Genomic DNA, 15,901 nt, shown 5'->3' with positions numbered 1-15,901 from the left:
TATCGTTTAAAAAGTGTTTTTATGGAACATTCTCAAATTTATTTCGTACCTTTGTCCCAGTTGATTGACTTATTGAAGATGAGCAGAATGGTGAAGTTCGGTGGTTTCCAAACCATTACCTATTCTCTTTTTGATTGAGGATAACTTTCTGATTTACAAGAATATTTCACTTAGCGCAACATTTGGACAATAAGAAAAACCATAATGCAATGACAGACACCGGAAAGCATGACGGAAGAAAGCGTCCCGTGCGTATCTTCCACATAGTGACCCACTTCGATTTGGGCGGTGCCGAGAAGGTGGCGGCAAACATAGCGTCATCCCATACGGCAGGAACGGAATATCACATGGTGGAGGTGATGCGCGCCTCTACGCCTTTCACACGTGAGTTCATCGGCGGTCTCAACCGCTCGGGCATACGCTTCCACCGCGCGCACATGCCCGACATACGCTTCCACTTTCTTTTCGAACGCATCGCAGCACTGTGCTTTCCGCTGTGGTTCCTGCCCGTATACATGTGCTGGCGACCCGATGTCGTACACGTGCACACGGAGACTCCGGACATGTGTATACGCTTTTTCCGCCTCCTCTTTCCATGGACTCGCCGCTGCCGCATAGTGCGGACGGTGCACAACACGCGCCTCTGGACGGGTCAGGAAAGGCTCGGCAGACACATGGAACGGTTCTTTCAGCGCGCCGCGAGCAACGTGGCTATATCGCCGTCGGTGCAGTCGTGCTACGCGAAAGCCTACGGACAGACTCTTCCTATTATATATAATGGTGTGCAGCCTGTTGCCCAAAAGCCGTATGCAGGGATAAAGGAAGGCTGCATCAACGTTCTCTTTGCCGGAAGAATGGAGCGTCAGAAAGGAGTGGAACATCTTATAAGGCTGCTCGGGAGCATGGCTGGCGACAGGCGTTATCACTTTCATGTGATGGGCGACGGCAGTCTTCTGCCCGACGTGGAGCGTGCCGTGGCGCGGTGCGGCAATGCCACTCTTACTCCGCCGATGTACGGCCTGTCGGGCGTGCTCTCATCTTTCGACTGCCTGTTCATGCCCTCCGAGTTTGAAGGTCTGAGCATAATGTCCATCGAGGCGAGCATGGCGGGTCTGCCAGTCGTGGCAAACGACTGTCCTGGTCTGGGCGACACGTTGCCTCCCTCATGGCTCCTGAAGGTGAGCGGCAATGATGATGAGGCTTTCCTCCGGCTGTTCAGAGAAGTCATACCACGCTCCGACCTCCGCTCGCTCGGTGCTGAAGCCAAGGCATATGCCATGTCGCGGTTCGGCATAAGACATATGCAGGAAGAATACGAAAGGATTTATCTCGGATGAGCCGTGCCCCTTATTTGTGGCTGTCGCGTCCCATCCATTTTGCCAGACGGCGTCGTACGGCGCGCGCAATGATGCCGAAGTTGCCGTAGCGAAGGTTGAGCAGAAGCTCCTCTACCGACCTTCCAGCCTTTATCCACGGATGTCCGTAGCCGTAGGTGCGGTATGTCCGCTCCTTGTACTCCACATTCTCTATGACATAACGCGGGTGTCTCAGCGGGAAATCCACCTCAAAGCGTCTCATTGTGAACAGTCTCCGCAGCCTCCGTGGCATTGTGGCGAGGCTTCCTGCGAAATGGGTGGAGCCTTCGGTCGCGCCCCGGTTGTTTATCATGTTGCGTGTAGGCATGATGGCGAGTCCGCTGTTCATCACCATGGCAGACCAGAAGATAGTCTCATAATACTCCTTTCCAGAGGGGCGGTGGTCGTAGCATGCGCGCAGCGTGTCGGCACAATAGCGTCTCTGGCGCATCACTCCTTTGAGCTGGCTCATGGCGAACTCGTCGTCAAGAAAGGCATAGGAAGCGTCCCACGTGTCTACGACCCGCCTCCACGAAGCCCATCCCCATATGGAGAACACCGACGTGAAGAAGTAGTCGCACGGCACCCCCGGCGTCACCTCGTCGCTGTTGAAGCCTGCTATCATGGTGATGCGCTCGTCGTGCTCATAACGGTCGAGCATCTCCTTACAGAACGGGAAGAACGACTGCGACGGCACATCGTCGTCCTCAAGCACTATGCATTTGTCGACGATGGAGAACGCCCATTTCTGCGATATGTACTCCGACGGGTCGCAGCCGTAGTTGCGCTGTTGGTACATCCGGCGTACGTCGCACTCCCAGTCAATGTCCTCCACCACGCGCCGGCATGCCTCGATGCCGGCAATGTCGTGCCCGCCGCGCGGTCCGTCCTGATAGAGGAAGAGCCGCGATGGTCTTGCCTTCCTCACTTCATCGAACACTTCCTTGAGTCTTTCGGGGCGGTTGAAGAACAGGATGAGTACCGCCACATCCACTTTTGCCGGTTGTTTGTCCATTGTCTTTTGCCTTTTCTGATGATTGTCCGGGTGTAATAACCGCGTCGCGGCTGTCAGATAATCTGTTCCATGCACACCTTCTGCGGTGTCAGTCCGCAACGCTCGTAAAACCTCATTGCCTCCGGGTTGCAGCTCCACACGTTGAGTGTGAGGTTGTGGCAGCCTTTCTCGCGCGCGAAGTCGAGCACATGCCGGTAAAGCTCCGTGCCGATGTGCTGTCCGCGACAGTCCTTGTCTACGCACAGGTCGTCTATATACAGGGTGGTGACAGGTTCGAGAATATGGCTGTCTCCGGGTTTTTGCAGCACGCAGAAAACATATCCCACAGCCGTGTCGCTGCTGTCAGCCGCCACAAAGACCGGACGTCTGTCGTCCTGTAATATGTCCTTGAGTTCTCCGTCGTCATATTTCCGCCCGAGACGGAACAGGTCCGGACGCCCCTCATGATGCACGGCGTTCACCTGATCGAGCAGTTTCTTTATCTGTGGTATGTCTTTTTCAGACGCTCTGCGTATGTTCATTATTCCATCGTTTTATAATAACATTGAGCTTGCTCTTGTTTTCCCGAGTGCCAGCCTGAATTATGCAAAACCGTAGCAAACGAGCGGAAAGAAAACAGGTTTTCACTTTCCCGAGTGCAGCACGGCTTATGCAAAGTCAGTGCCAATGAGCGGAAAAGAGCTTGCTCTTATTTTCCCGAGTGCCAGCCTGACTTATGCAAAGCCGTAGCAAACGAGCGGAAAGAAAACAGGTTTTCACTTTCCCGAGTGCAGCACGGCTTATGCAAAGATACGATAAAAAACCGACAAACGCCTCCGCAAGTCTCTCCATTATCTTATTCTACGCAATCTGTGTGCCAAAAAAAGCGTTTGCGGGGCGACGAATATGATAATTTTGTGCTAATTTTGTCACCTGTAAGACAAATCCAAAACGTTATGAGTGTCATCAGGTTCATAAAAGACTGGACTCTCGCCATAGCCATTGCCATGGGAGCCATATTCTATCTCACGTTCGCCTTCACCCCCTCGCTGAGCGCAGCCTCCGCCTTCTTCGCGCCCGTTCTCGACGCCATGCTGCCCGTGTTCATGTTTCTCGTGCTCTTCGTAACCTTCTGCAAGGTAGACTTCAGAAAGCTCCGCATAGTGCCGTGGCATCTTTGGGTGAGTGCGTTCCAGTTGCTCACGGTAGTGCTTATCACGGCTCTTGTGGTGGGGTTCGGCATGACCGGCGACAGTCTTGTGCTCATGGAGGCTATGCTTATATGCGTCATCGGACCGTGCGCGTCAGCCGCCGCCGTGGTGGTGAGGAAGATAGGAGGCGACATAGAGCAGATGACGGCATACACGTTTCTGTCAAACTTCATCACTGCTCTGCTCATACCGTTGTGCCTTCCGCTCATAGAGAAGGGCGCGCACATGTCGTTCTTCGAGGCGTTCTTCATCATATTATATAAGGTGTGTACGGTGCTTGTGGCTCCGATGCTGTTCGCCTATGTCGTGAAACACCATATGCGGCGCCTCCACCGCGCCATACTCTCAGTGAAGGATCTGGCTTACTACCTGTGGTGCGGTTCCCTTATGATTGTCAGCGGCACCACTGTGAAGAACATAGTGCATGCCGACACCACCTGGACATTCCTCATAGCGATAGCCGTAGTGGTATTTATCCTGTGCCTGATGCAGTTTGCCGTGGGACGGTTCATAGGTCATTACTTCGACAGCACCGTCAATGCCGGACAGGCACTCGGACAGAAGAACACCGCCTTCGCCATATGGATATCCTACACCTACCTCAATCCGCTGTCGTCGGTGGGACCGGGCTGCTACATACTATGGCAGAACATAATAAACAGCGTTGAGATATGGAACCATGAGCGGAAGGCTTCGCGCGGTCAGGCGGGATGAATACAGCAACGCCGCAGACACACTGTGCCTGCGGCGTTGACGCTGTATGAGGATGTGTGATGGGCGCGCCGTGCGCCCGCATCCGCGTTTCCTTATTTTCCTCCGGCGAAATATTCTGCCTGACGGCGTATGAGTTCGGCGTCGTCGAAGTAGTCTATGCGCATTGCATGGCGCACCTCGCTCATTGTCTGTGCCGCTGTCTCGCGCGCCTTCTCCGTGCCCCGGCGCAGGATGTTGTATATCTCCGGAATGTCCTTCTCATACTCGTGGCGACGCTGGCGCATCGGTTCGAGCATGTTGTTTATGATGGTGTTGAGAAACTTCTTGCACTTCATGTCGCCCAGTCCGCCCCTGCGGTAGTGGTCGCGGAGCTCGTCCAGATTCTTGTACTCGGGCCAGTACTGCGCGAAGTCGTCGTCTGTCGAGAAGGCGTCAAGATATGTGAACACCGCGTTTCCCTCCACCTTGCCCGGGTCTTCCACCCGAAGATGGTCCGGATCGGTGTACATCGAGCGCACCTTCTGCCACACCACGTCAGCCGGGTCGCTCAGATAGATGCAGTTGCCCAGACTCTTGCTCATCTTCTCCTTGCCGTCGGTGCCTGGCAGGCGGCGCGCCGTGGCGTTCTCTGGCAGCATTATCTCCGGCTCTACGAGCACCTCGGCATATGTCTGGTTGAAGCGTCTCACCAGCTCGCGTGTCACCTCCAGCATCGGCTCCTGGTCTTCTCCCGCCGGCACTGTGGTAGCCTTGAACAGTGTGATGTCGGCAGCCTGGCTCACCGGATAGCAGAAGAATCCGAGCGGAATGTTAGCCTCGAAGTTGCGCATCTTTATCTCTGTCTTCACCGTAGGGTTGCGCTGCACGCGCGACACGGTGATGAGGTTCATCAGATATGTGGTAAGTTCGGCAAGCTCGGGTATCTGGCTCTGTATGAAGAGCGTGCATTTCTCCGGATCGAGTCCGGCAGCCAGATAGTCGAGAGCCACCTCGATGATGTTCCGGCGTATCTTCTCAGGATTCTCCGCATTGTCGGTGAGTGCCTGCACATCAGCCATGAAGACGAACATGCGGTCGTAGTTGCCTTCGTTCTGAAGCAGCACCCTGCGGCGCAGCGAACCTATGTAGTGGCCCAGATGAAGTTTTCCGGTAGGGCGGTCACCGGTAAGAATTACTTTTCCCATTGTGTTTTTATATTGTTATGTTAACGGTTTCTCGGCGGCGTGGGCATCCCGCGCGCTTCGTTGCCAAGTGTGCCCACAAAGGTACTAACATTTTCTGACATACGCCAAACAATGCGCCTGTGGAAGTGGAGAATGTCCGTTTAATGCCGTTTTTGTCATGATTAATCAGATGTTCCCAATCAATTGCCGTCATATTGTGTGCCGTTCAGAAACTGCATTTCAAAGTCCGGAGAGTGGGGTTGGCGGAATGTACGACCGAAGAGACACCGGAATGAATCCCTGAAGAGCACATAGGATGATGAGAAAGACGGATATAACATATGAGTAATTATATTTATAGGTTAATTTAGGACAGCTGCTTATATACCGTTACGGCAATCTGTATGGTGCTGTACGGGAGTGTCTCCGTCCGCGCAAGGCGGTTGTCATTGTCTGTGATTTGTGTTCTTATTACACCCGAAAGGGTATAATATAAAATGATTTCAATAAAATTATACCCTAAAAGGTATAATATACGTGTTTAATTGCTATATTTGTACCCAAACGGGTATAATATGGAAGACAGGGAAATAGCCGCATTTGTGAAAGAGATGAGAAAGAAGTTCAACCTCACGCAGGTGGACCTTGCCGACAAGTCGGGCGTGGGACTCCGTTTTGTGCGTGAGCTCGAACAGGGCAAACAGACCTTGCGCATGGACAAGATAAACCAGGTGCTGAGCCTCTTCGGCAGACAGGTGGGGGCGGTTGAGGCTGGCGGCGGAAGCCGGAAGCGTGAGGAGTGAGGACATTGACACGTACATCATTATGCTAAAGAGAATATGAAGACAGCGCGCGTTTATCTTTACGACCGTCTCGCCGGACGTCTTGTCGAGGACGAGAACGGATTCACGTTCAGCTACGACAGCTCTTATCTTGCCTCAGACGGTGCCGAGGCAGTGAGCCTCACGCTCACTCTGAGGAAGGAGGCTTATCATGCCACCGTGCTGTTTCCTTTCTTCGACGGGCTCATACCCGAAGGCTGGCTGCTCGGCATAGCGGAGAGGAGCTGGAAGATAAACCGGCTCGACCGCATGGCATTGCTCATGGCGTGCTGCAAGGACTGCATAGGGGCGGTGAGCGTGGTGCCCGAACAGGACGACGACTGACCGTGGTCGCGCCTCCGCAAGCCGCATCGGGCAGGACGGACAATGACTTCATAAACTGTTATCGGGATGGAAAACGAATCGGAAAGAATATGCCTTCACTGCTACAAGCCGCTGAAAGAAGGACAGAAAGACTATCATCCGGCGTGTGCGCGGAAGTTCTTCGGTGTGCGCGAGGCACCGGCTCTGCCTTACGTTCGCGCGCAGTTGGGCGACCTCGCGCGGCAGGTGGTGCGCAGCCAGAGCACGCTTACTGGTGTGCAGGCAAAGCTGTCGCTCGACATTGACAAGGGAGGGCGCAACGTGCCCGACCGCTTCACCATCGTCGGTCTGTGGGGACGGTTCATCCTCAAGCCGCAGACCGACGCCTACAGGGCTTTGCCCGAGCTTGAGGATGTCACCATGCACCTTGCCGAGGCTGTGAGGATAAGCGTGGTGCCTCACAGTCTTATACGCTTCAGCGACGGCGAGCTGTGCTACATCACGAGGCGCGTGGACCGCACGGAGACGGGCGCGAAGGTGCCGATGGAGGACATGTGCCAGCTCACGGAGAGGCTCACCGAATATAAATACAAGGGTTCGTACGAGCAGATAGCAAAGGCTATAAAGAAGTATTCGGCGGCTCCGAAGCTCGACCTCGTCAACTTCTGGGAAGTGGTGGTGTTCTCGTGGATAACCGGCAACGCCGACATGCATCTGAAGAACTTCTCGCTCTACAACAACGGGACGACCGGCTACACGCTCACTCCTGCCTACGACATGGTGGCGACCGCGCTCATCATGCCCGGCGACCCTGAAGAACTGGCTCTCACGCTCAACGGTAAGAAGCGCAGGCTCAGGCGAGATGATTTCATAAAGTCTATCACATCGTCGGGCGTCGACGCCAAGGTGATAGACAATATGGCTAAACGCTTCAGCCGCGCCATACCGAAATGGTTCGGGATAATAGACTCTTCGTTCCTGCCGCATGACATGAAAAGACAATACAAGAACCTCATCCTGCGGCGCATAGTGATGCTGAAGTAGGAGCGGATGTGCCTCGCGCGCGCTGCCGTTCCTTATATATGACAGTGCCGCACATTATATATAATAGTATCGTATATGATATGTCATGACGCCATGTGAGGTGTTGTATATATGATATACGATTGTTTAAAAAATCATAAATGCACTGTCCGGAATGTTAAACGGCATCCTCCAAAAACGCGGAAAAACCGGGTTGCGACGCCCTTGGACTTAATTTTGCACCGGAAATCGCGTTTTTCTGTGAAATGCGTAACTCTTTGTCATACAACCGCTTGTGCTGTTTGATATTAAGGGACGGCATTTCCCGTTTTGCGGAAAAGCCCGTTCCGTGTCCTCAAAGAGCCTTTTTCATTACACCGGAAAGCCTTTTTCATGACCTCAAAAAGCCCGTATCGCACCACCGGAAAGCCTTTTTCATGACCTCAAAAAGCCCGTATCGCACCACCGGAAAGCCTTTTCCGCACACCGCTATGGCATGTTCTGCAATGCAGAAGAGCCTTTCCGGCTGTGAGATTCATATAAAATCGCCCTCCGGAGGGTGCCGGACGGGCTTTCCGGTCACTGCCGGCTGTCTGTCGGAATGCCGGAATGCGGAAAACGATATGTTAAATCCGAATCTCCAAACGTGAACATCTGTTAATGTCGGTTTGCGTTATCCTGTGCGTCTCCGAATCCGTTCCGTCATCCTCCTCACCTTGTCCCGTATGTGCGTAATGCGGTCGGTGCAGGTTGATAACGGTATTAATAATATCTAAAACAGTTAAATTTTATTAATATTACTTTCTCCGCGCCGTTCCCGTTTGCTCCCGCTGAATAAATTAAGTAATTTTGCAGTCCGATTATTTCGGGGATACACTTAGAGTCCCCAGCGTGAGAGTGTTAATAGTGGAGGTCTTTGGCCGGACCTCACGGTTAGTGAATCGCTCGCGCAAAGTTATAATGTTTTTTAGTAGTAATATTTAAATTAAACAATGAACACTTTAAGTTACAAGACTGTTTCCGCCAATAAGGAAACTGCGAAGAAGGAGTGGGTTGTTGTTGATGCAACTGATCAGGTGGTAGGCCGCCTCTGCTCTAAAGTAGCAAAACTTATCCGCGGAAAGTACAAACCGAACTTCACACCTCATGTTGACTGTGGAGACAATGTAATCATCATCAATGCTTCTAAGGTGGTTTTCACCGGAAAGAAGGAGACCGACAAGGTTTATACCCGTTATACTGGTTATCCTGGCGGACAGCGTTTCAACACACCGGCAGACTTGCGCAACCGTCCCAACGGTGTGGACAGAATCATTCGTCACGCTGTTAAGGGCATGCTGCCCAAAGGTCCGCTCGGACGCAAGCTGTTGAATAACCTTTATGTATTTGAGGGCGATGAGCACGACAAGGCCGCTCAGAAGCCTAAGACAATCGATATAAACCAGTATAAATAAACAGTAAGATGGAAATGATAAATGCAATTGGTCGCCGCAAGACTTCTGTAGCCCGTGTTTATCTCACAGAGGGTACAGGCAAGATCATTATAAATAAGGTAGAACTGGAGAAATATTTCCCCTCAGCCATACTGCAGTATGTTGTGAAGCAGCCGCTGCAACTGCTGAACGTGGAAGGCAAATACGACATTAAGGCAAATCTTGACGGTGGCGGTTACACCGGACAGAGCCAGGCTCTGCGCCTCGCAATAGCACGCGCGCTGGTGAAAATCAATGCCGATGACAAGAAGACTCTCAAGGACAAAGGCTTCCTCACACGCGATTCACGCGCCGTTGAGCGTAAAAAGCCGGGACGCCCGAAGGCACGCCGCCGCTTCCAGTTCAGCAAGCGTTAATGTCGTCCTGTGCCGGATGTGCCGTCTGCTGCCGCCATGGCAGTGCGTCGCGGCGTGATGTCCGGTGCGTGGGATGCATGAGTTTAGTATCCAAGCCTGTGAGACTTCGGGTAGTGTATTACGGATTACCCACAGGCTGGTTAGAGAAAACTAAAAGGAAAGTAAACAATTTAAACAAACAAAAACAACAATGTCAAGAACTAACTTTGACCAGTTATTGGAAGCAGGATGCCACTTCGGTCACCTGCGTCGCAAATGGAATCCCGCTATGGCTCCCTATATCTTCATGGAGCGCAACGGCATTCATATCATCGATCTGCACAAGACAGTAGCCAAGATTGACGAGGCTGCGGACGCTCTCAAGCAGATTGCCAAGTCAGGAAAGAAAATCCTGTTTGTCGCTACTAAAAAACAAGCAAAGGAAATCGTTGCCGAGAAGGCAACGAGCGTAAATATGCCTTACGTCATCGAACGCTGGCCGGGCGGCATGCTCACCAACTTCCCCACAATACGCAAGGCTGTTAAGAAGATGGCCAACATAGACAAACTGATGAACGACGGTACTTATTCCAAGCTGTCGAAGCGCGAGCTGCTGCAGATAACACGCCAGCGCGCCAAGCTGGAGAAGAACCTCGGCTCTATATCAGACCTGACACGCCTGCCCAGCGCACTCTTCGTTGTGGACGTGATGAAGGAGAATATCGCCGTGAGAGAGGCAAACCGTCTGGGTATTCCTGTCTTCGCGATGGTAGATACAAACTCTGATCCGAAGAACATCGACTTCGTCATACCTGCCAACGACGACGCCAAGGACTCCATCGACGTGGTTCTTACAGCATGCTGCAACGCCATTGCCGAAGGTCTGGAGGAGCGCAGGGCTGAGAAGGCAGACGAGAAGGCTGCCGCAGAACAGGCTGAGGCTGCCGCCGACGCAAAACCGAAGCGCGCACGCAAGGCACGCAAGGACGCTCCCGCCGAAGAGGCTGCCGCTCAGGCAACAGAGGCTCCCGCTGCTGAGGAACCGGCTGCAGAGTAACAGTATAAGAAACCATTCATTCATTCATAATCAAAAGACTATAATAAAATATGGCTGTTTCAATTGACGATATAAAGAAACTTCGCGCAATGACCGGTGCCGGTCTGGCTGACGTGAAGAAGGCTCTCACAGAGGCTGAAGGCGATTTCGACAAGGCAAAAGACCTGCTCCGCGAGCGTGGACTCGCCATCGCCGCAAAGCGTTCAGACCGTGAGACATCCAACGGATGTGTGCTCGTGAAGAAGGTGGACGGCTTCGCAGCTATCGTGGCATTGAAGTGCGAGACCGACTTCGTGGCTAACGGAGCTGACTTCATCAAGCTGACAAGCGACATACTAGACGCTGCCATCGCTGCCAAGGCGCACACTCTCGACGAGGTGAAGGCTCTTACTCTTGCCGACGGATCGGCTGTTCAGGATGCCATCACACAGCGTTCGGGCATCACGGGCGAGAAGATGGAGCTCGACGGATACAATGTTCTTGAGGGCGATAACATCGAGGTGTACGACCACATGGGTAAGCACACTCTCGCCACAATGGTTCAGCTCAACAAGGAAAATGCGGAGCTGGGACACAAGATGGCAATGCAGGTGGCTGCCATGAAGCCTATTGCGCTCGATGAGGAGTCTGTTCCTCAGGAAGTGAAGGACAATGAGTTCCAGGTGGCTGTGCAGAAGACAAAGGAGGAACAGATAGAGAAGGCTGTCGAGGTTGCACTCAAGAAAGCCGGTCTGAATCCTAACCTGGTTGACAGCGAGGACCACATCGAGTCGAACATCAAGAAAGGCTGGCTCACAAGAGAGGAAGCCGACAAGGCTCTTGTCATCAAGAAGGAGGCAGCGGAGCAGAAGGCTGCCAACATGCCGGAGCAGATGATACAGAACATCGCCAAAGGTCGTCTTGCCAAATTCCTTAAGGAATGCTGTCTCGTAAACCAGGAGTTCCAGTTCGGCGACGGCGACAAGACAAGCGTGGCAGACTATCTCAAGAAGCAGGACAAGGACCTGAAGATTGTCGCTTACAAGCGTTTCACCCTTGTTGCTGAATAAGATTACGGCTGATAATTCGCTCAAATGATAGATGACGGAGTTATGGGGAGCATATGCTCTTTATGACTCCGTCTTTTGTTAATTATCCAAAATGAAGATATTTGCTGTAGGAATGAACTATGTCCGGCACAATAAAGAGCTGGACGGAACGTTATATAAACCGGAGGAACCTGTGATTTTCACAAAGGCGGACTCCGCTTTGCTGAAGGACAGGAAGCCGTTCTTCGTGCCCGACTTCATGGGGCGGATAGACTATGAGGCAGAGCTTGTGGTGCGGATATGCCGTCTGGGCAAGTCCATTCCGCAGCGTTTCGCCCACCGCTACTACGATGCCGTGACCCTGGGAGTGGACTTCACCGCCCGCGACATGCAGCGCAGACTGCGCGAGAAAGGCATGCCGTGGGAACTGTCAAAGGGTTTTGACGGCTCGGCGGCGATAGGCGAGTGGGTGGACATAGGCAGGTTCCGCGACATACAGGCAATAAATCTGCGGCTCGACATAAACGGTTCCACCGTTCAGCAAGCCTGTACGGGCGATATGATATTCGCTGTCGACGAACTCATATCTTATATAAGTAAGTATTTCACACTGAAGACCGGCGACCTCATATACACCGGAACGCCAGCCGGAACGGGTCCTGTCGCCATAGGAGACAGACTGGAGGGCTGGCTCGACGACCGCAAGGTGCTCGGGTTCTCGTGCCGTTAGACCGTGACGAAGCCGGTTTACGGACAGCCGGAAAAAGCTAAAGCGTATGATAAGCGTGAACAGACCGTTTTACAGTATATTCTTTCTGATGCTCCTGCTCATGCATGCTTCGGATGCCGGAGCGCAGAAGTTCTTCAACCTGACGGCAGGTCAGGTGAGGACAGACTCCGTGCTTCCGCATTTTGCAAGCACTTTCCCGTTGCCTGAGAATTATTCCGATTCCGTTTACACAGTGTCTTTGGCATATCCTGAATTCGTCGATATGCCGCGCCGGGACATTGAGGCTTACAGAAAGATTGTGCCCGGACTGCCGCCCGCTATGCCTGAGATAAGCAGCCGCATAGTGTTCGACCGTAAGCGGCCTTCGCTCCAGACGGAATTCTGTCCGGTGGTTTACCGCGACGGACGCTACCGTCTTCTGGTCAGCTTCATGCTGAAGAAGGAAGCCCGTCCGGTGTCTTCCGCACGACGAGCAGCCGCACGCACCGCTTCCGACCCGTCCTCGCGCTATGCCGCCCATTCGGTTCTCGCCTCCGGACGGTGGGCAAAGATACGCGTGCCTTCCACCGGGGTGTACCAGCTCAGTGAGTCGCTCATCCGTCAGGCTGGCTTTTCTGATATAAATAAAGTGAAGGTATACGGCTACGGCGGCAACCTTAGGGACGAACGGCTCTCGGATGACGACCTTGCCGAAAACGACGACCTGCGCGAGGTTCCGTTGTGTGAGGTGGGAGGCAGACTGCTGTTCCACGCTCTCGGTCCGGTGTCGTGGAAGGCGAACAACAGCACCCGCCGCACGCGCAACCCTTATTCCGACTACGGATATTATTTCATAACACAGAACGACGAAGGCTCTCCCGCCCGCATATCCCAGGAAGACTTCATCGCGTCGTTCTATCCCTCATCCTACGATTATCATTCTCTTTACGAGACGGACGGCTACGCCTGGTATCAGGGCGGGCGCAATCTGTTCGACACCCGTCAGATAACAGCGTCGTCGCCCTACACGGTGGAGATGGCAGGAAACCCCGAGACCGCCGCCGGCTCGCTCACTGTCAATGTCACGGCGGGCAGCGCGTGCCGTGTGCAGGTGGAGTTCAACGACTCCGTAGTGGGCACGCTCAATGTCACTCTCGGCGCATATGACGAAGGCAACGAGAAGTCGGGAACATACAGGATAAGCAACTCGAAGGCTCAGAACACTGTAAGAATAAGTGTCGTTTCGGGCGGACCGGCGCGCCTCGACTTCGTGTCGATGGCATGGGACAAGCCTTTTGCCGCGCCCGACCTTGCCTCGTCGTTCCCCGTACCGCAGTATGTGTATAACATAACCAACCAGGATCTGCACGCGGACGGTGCCGCCGACATGGTGATAATCATCCCCACGTCGCAGAAACTGAGGAAGCAGGCGGAACGGCTGAAGGAGTTCCACGAGACACGCGACGCACTGAGAGTGCGCATTGTGCCTGCCGACGAGCTCTACAACGAGTTCTCGAGCGGCACGCCCGACGCCAGCGCCTACCGCAACTACCTCAAGATGCTCTACGACAGGGCGTCATCCGAGGACGACATTCCTAAGTATCTGGTGCTCTTCGGAGACTGTGTGTGGGACAACCGGATGCTCACACAGGAGTGCCGCAACCTCAATCCTGACGACTACCTGCTGTGCTTCGAGAGCGAGAACTCGTTCAACGAGGTGAGCTGCTACATCGACGACGGCTATTTCTGCATGCTCGATGACGGTGAGGGAGAGAATCCTCTACTCCGCGACAAGCTCGATGTGGCGGTGGGAAGATTTCCCGTAACGACAGAGAGCGATGCCGCCGTGATGGTGGACAAGGTGATAAGCTACACCGGGAACGAGAATGCCGGAGCGTGGCAGAACACCCTTATGTTCATGGGAGATGACGGAAACTACAACATACACATGACCGACGTGAACGACGCCGCCGACATGGTGGCGCGGCTCAATCCGGGCTTCAACATAAAGAAAGTGCTCTGGGACGCATACAAGCGTGAGACTTCCTCCACCGGAAACTCCTATCCCGACGCAAGCAGAGCCATAAAACAGCAGCAGCAGGCGGGCGCTCTCATCATGGACTATGCAGGACACGGACGAGCCGACCAGATATCCCACGAGTCGGTGCTGAGGCTTTCCGACTTCGCCGGTTTCACCAACACCAACCTCCCGTTGTGGATTACGGCGTCGTGCGACATCATGCCTTTCGACGGAACAAAGCAGACAATAGGAGAGACTGCGGTGCTCAATCCGAAGGGAGGAGCCGTCGCTTTCTACGGCACAACGCGCACTGTGTATGCTTCCCACAACAAGACGATGAACATGAACTTCCTCCGCAACGTGCTCACCCTGACCGACGGGAAACCCACCACGCTCGGTGAGGCGCAGCGGCTGGCGAAGAACAGTGTGATGACAAACGGCGACATGGAGGTGGTGAACAACCTTCAGTACTCGCTGCTGGGCGACCCTGCCATGACGCTTTGCCTGCCCAAGCTCACCGTTGTGGTAGACTCTATAAACGGAACCGACGTCACCGACGGCAAGACAGTGTCGGTGGGAGCGGGCAACATAATGAGAGTGAGCGGATATGTGAAGGACGCTCCGACGTTCGGCGGTGTGCTCTCGGCGACCGTGCGCGACAGCCGCGAGCTGGTGACATGCCGGTGGAACAACCGCAACGAGGATGAGGCTTCTGCCCAGCCGTTCACCTATTACGACCGCACGAAGGTGCTCTTCAGCGGCAACGACAGCATATCCGGCGGACGGTTCGAGTTCTCCTTCGCCGTGCCCAAGGACATCAACTATACCGACGGCACCGGACTCATCAACCTCTATGCCGTGAGCAACGACCGCACACTTATCGGCAACGGCAGCTGCGAGGCGTTCACCGTGGGAGGAGGAGACATCGCCGAGAACGACTCCGTGGGTCCGTCGATATTCTGCTATCTCAATTCGCCGTCGTTCGTCAACGGTGGCAAGGTGAACAGCACGCCATACTTCGTAGCCGAGATAATGGACAAGGACGGCATCAACACATCCGGCAACGGTATAGGACACGACCTGCAGCTCGTCATCGACGGCGAGATGGCGCGCACATACAATCTCAACGACAACTTCAGCTACGACTTCGGAACATACACCCGAGGCTCGACATACTACAACATTCCCGAGCTCGAGGAAGGCGAACACACGCTCGAGTTCCGCGCATGGGACGTGTTCAACAACATGTCGTCCACCAGTCTGCGCTTCAACGTGGTGAAAGGGCTCTCCCCACAGCTGCTCAGCGTGAGCTGTACGGACAACCCCGCCACCACCTCCACAACATTCATAATAAGCCACGACCGCGCGGGAAGCAACCTGGACGTGGCAATCGACGTGATGGACATGAGCGGACGCCTGCTCTGGACACACGAGGAGAGCGGAGTGAGCACGGGAAGTGCCTACACCGTGGACTGGGACCTGACCGTCGACGGAGGCAGCCGGCTCGGCACGGGAGTATATCTCTACCGTGTGAGAATGTCGTCGGACGGCAGCCCGCAGACCTCCAAGGCAAAGAAACTTGTCATTGTCGGCAATAAATAGGACGCATCGTCGTTTTTAATTCAGTGCCATATTATATTTTAATTTAACGACA

The 15,901-nt window shown here is 53.8% G+C and carries 14 protein-coding genes; 11 read left to right on the top strand and 3 right to left on the bottom strand.

Annotated features, from left to right (window positions below; all coding sequences use genetic code 11):
* Nucleotides 1-209 precede the first annotated feature (209 nt).
* Nucleotides 210-1,337 (top strand): glycosyltransferase family 4 protein, encoded by a 1,128-nt coding sequence (locus BN4609_RS10495; protein WP_068856635.1) that lies wholly within the window; start codon nucleotides 210-212, stop codon nucleotides 1,335-1,337.
* Nucleotides 1,338-1,347: 10 nt separating this feature from the next.
* On the opposite strand, the gene BN4609_RS10490 is transcribed toward BN4609_RS10495, so the two are convergent.
* Entirely contained in the window at nucleotides 1,348-2,370 is a 1,023-nt protein-coding gene (locus BN4609_RS10490; protein ID WP_068856634.1) for a hemolysin activation protein, read from the bottom strand.
* 53 nt (nucleotides 2,371-2,423) lie between these two features.
* Nucleotides 2,424-2,891 carry a GNAT family N-acetyltransferase gene (locus tag BN4609_RS10485; RefSeq protein WP_068856633.1) on the bottom strand — a complete coding sequence of 156 codons (468 nt, stop codon included), beginning with the start codon at nucleotides 2,889-2,891 and terminating at the stop codon, nucleotides 2,424-2,426.
* 414 nt (nucleotides 2,892-3,305) lie between these two features.
* Between BN4609_RS10485 and BN4609_RS10480 the strand changes: the two genes are divergently transcribed.
* Nucleotides 3,306-4,274, top strand: coding sequence for a transporter (locus BN4609_RS10480; protein ID WP_068856632.1), 969 nt, complete (start codon nucleotides 3,306-3,308; stop codon nucleotides 4,272-4,274).
* A gap of 92 nt (nucleotides 4,275-4,366) precedes the next feature.
* Here the strand turns inward: BN4609_RS10480 and trpS are convergent, their stop codons facing one another.
* Nucleotides 4,367-5,458 carry a tryptophan--tRNA ligase gene (gene trpS, locus BN4609_RS10475; protein ID WP_068856631.1) on the bottom strand — a complete coding sequence of 364 codons (1,092 nt, stop codon included), beginning with the start codon at nucleotides 5,456-5,458 and terminating at the stop codon, nucleotides 4,367-4,369.
* A gap of 554 nt (nucleotides 5,459-6,012) precedes the next feature.
* Between trpS and BN4609_RS10470 the strand changes: the two genes are divergently transcribed.
* The 9 genes from BN4609_RS10470 (at nucleotide 6,013) to porU (ending at nucleotide 15,849) form a co-directional block, all read left to right on the top strand.
* Entirely contained in the window at nucleotides 6,013-6,240 is a 228-nt protein-coding gene (locus BN4609_RS10470; protein ID WP_068856630.1) for a helix-turn-helix transcriptional regulator, read from the top strand.
* A gap of 36 nt (nucleotides 6,241-6,276) precedes the next feature.
* Entirely contained in the window at nucleotides 6,277-6,603 is a 327-nt protein-coding gene (locus BN4609_RS10465; RefSeq protein ID WP_068856629.1) for a HipA N-terminal domain-containing protein, read from the top strand.
* A gap of 66 nt (nucleotides 6,604-6,669) precedes the next feature.
* A complete protein-coding gene (locus tag BN4609_RS10460) occupies nucleotides 6,670-7,626 on the top strand; it encodes a HipA domain-containing protein (protein ID WP_068856628.1) in 957 nt (318 codons plus the stop codon).
* A 971-nt stretch (nucleotides 7,627-8,597) separates the two neighbouring features.
* The gene (rplM, locus tag BN4609_RS10455) at nucleotides 8,598-9,059 is read left to right on the top strand and encodes a 50S ribosomal protein L13 (protein WP_068856627.1); all 462 of its coding nucleotides are present in this window, start codon (nucleotides 8,598-8,600) and stop codon (nucleotides 9,057-9,059) included.
* A gap of 8 nt (nucleotides 9,060-9,067) precedes the next feature.
* Nucleotides 9,068-9,454, top strand: coding sequence for a 30S ribosomal protein S9 (gene rpsI, locus BN4609_RS10450; RefSeq protein WP_021992160.1), 387 nt, complete (start codon nucleotides 9,068-9,070; stop codon nucleotides 9,452-9,454).
* A 190-nt stretch (nucleotides 9,455-9,644) separates the two neighbouring features.
* Nucleotides 9,645-10,490: a 30S ribosomal protein S2 gene (rpsB, locus tag BN4609_RS10445; protein WP_021992161.1), complete on the top strand. Its 846-nt coding sequence runs from the start codon at nucleotides 9,645-9,647 to the stop codon at nucleotides 10,488-10,490.
* A 50-nt stretch (nucleotides 10,491-10,540) separates the two neighbouring features.
* A complete protein-coding gene (tsf, locus tag BN4609_RS10440; protein ID WP_021992162.1) occupies nucleotides 10,541-11,539 on the top strand; it encodes a translation elongation factor Ts in 999 nt (332 codons plus the stop codon).
* 91 nt (nucleotides 11,540-11,630) lie between these two features.
* Entirely contained in the window at nucleotides 11,631-12,248 is a 618-nt protein-coding gene (locus BN4609_RS10435; RefSeq protein WP_021992163.1) for a fumarylacetoacetate hydrolase family protein, read from the top strand.
* A 46-nt stretch (nucleotides 12,249-12,294) separates the two neighbouring features.
* Nucleotides 12,295-15,849 carry a type IX secretion system sortase PorU gene (porU, locus tag BN4609_RS10430; RefSeq protein WP_068856626.1) on the top strand — a complete coding sequence of 1,185 codons (3,555 nt, stop codon included), beginning with the start codon at nucleotides 12,295-12,297 and terminating at the stop codon, nucleotides 15,847-15,849.
* The last annotated feature ends 52 nt before the right edge of the window (nucleotides 15,850-15,901 follow it).

Source organism: Leyella lascolaii, from assembly GCF_900079775.1.
Classification (GTDB): domain Bacteria; phylum Bacteroidota; class Bacteroidia; order Bacteroidales; family Bacteroidaceae; genus Prevotella; species Prevotella lascolaii.
The sequence above is the reverse complement of the archived record's forward strand: the minus strand, read 5'-3'. Positions and strand labels throughout refer to the sequence as shown.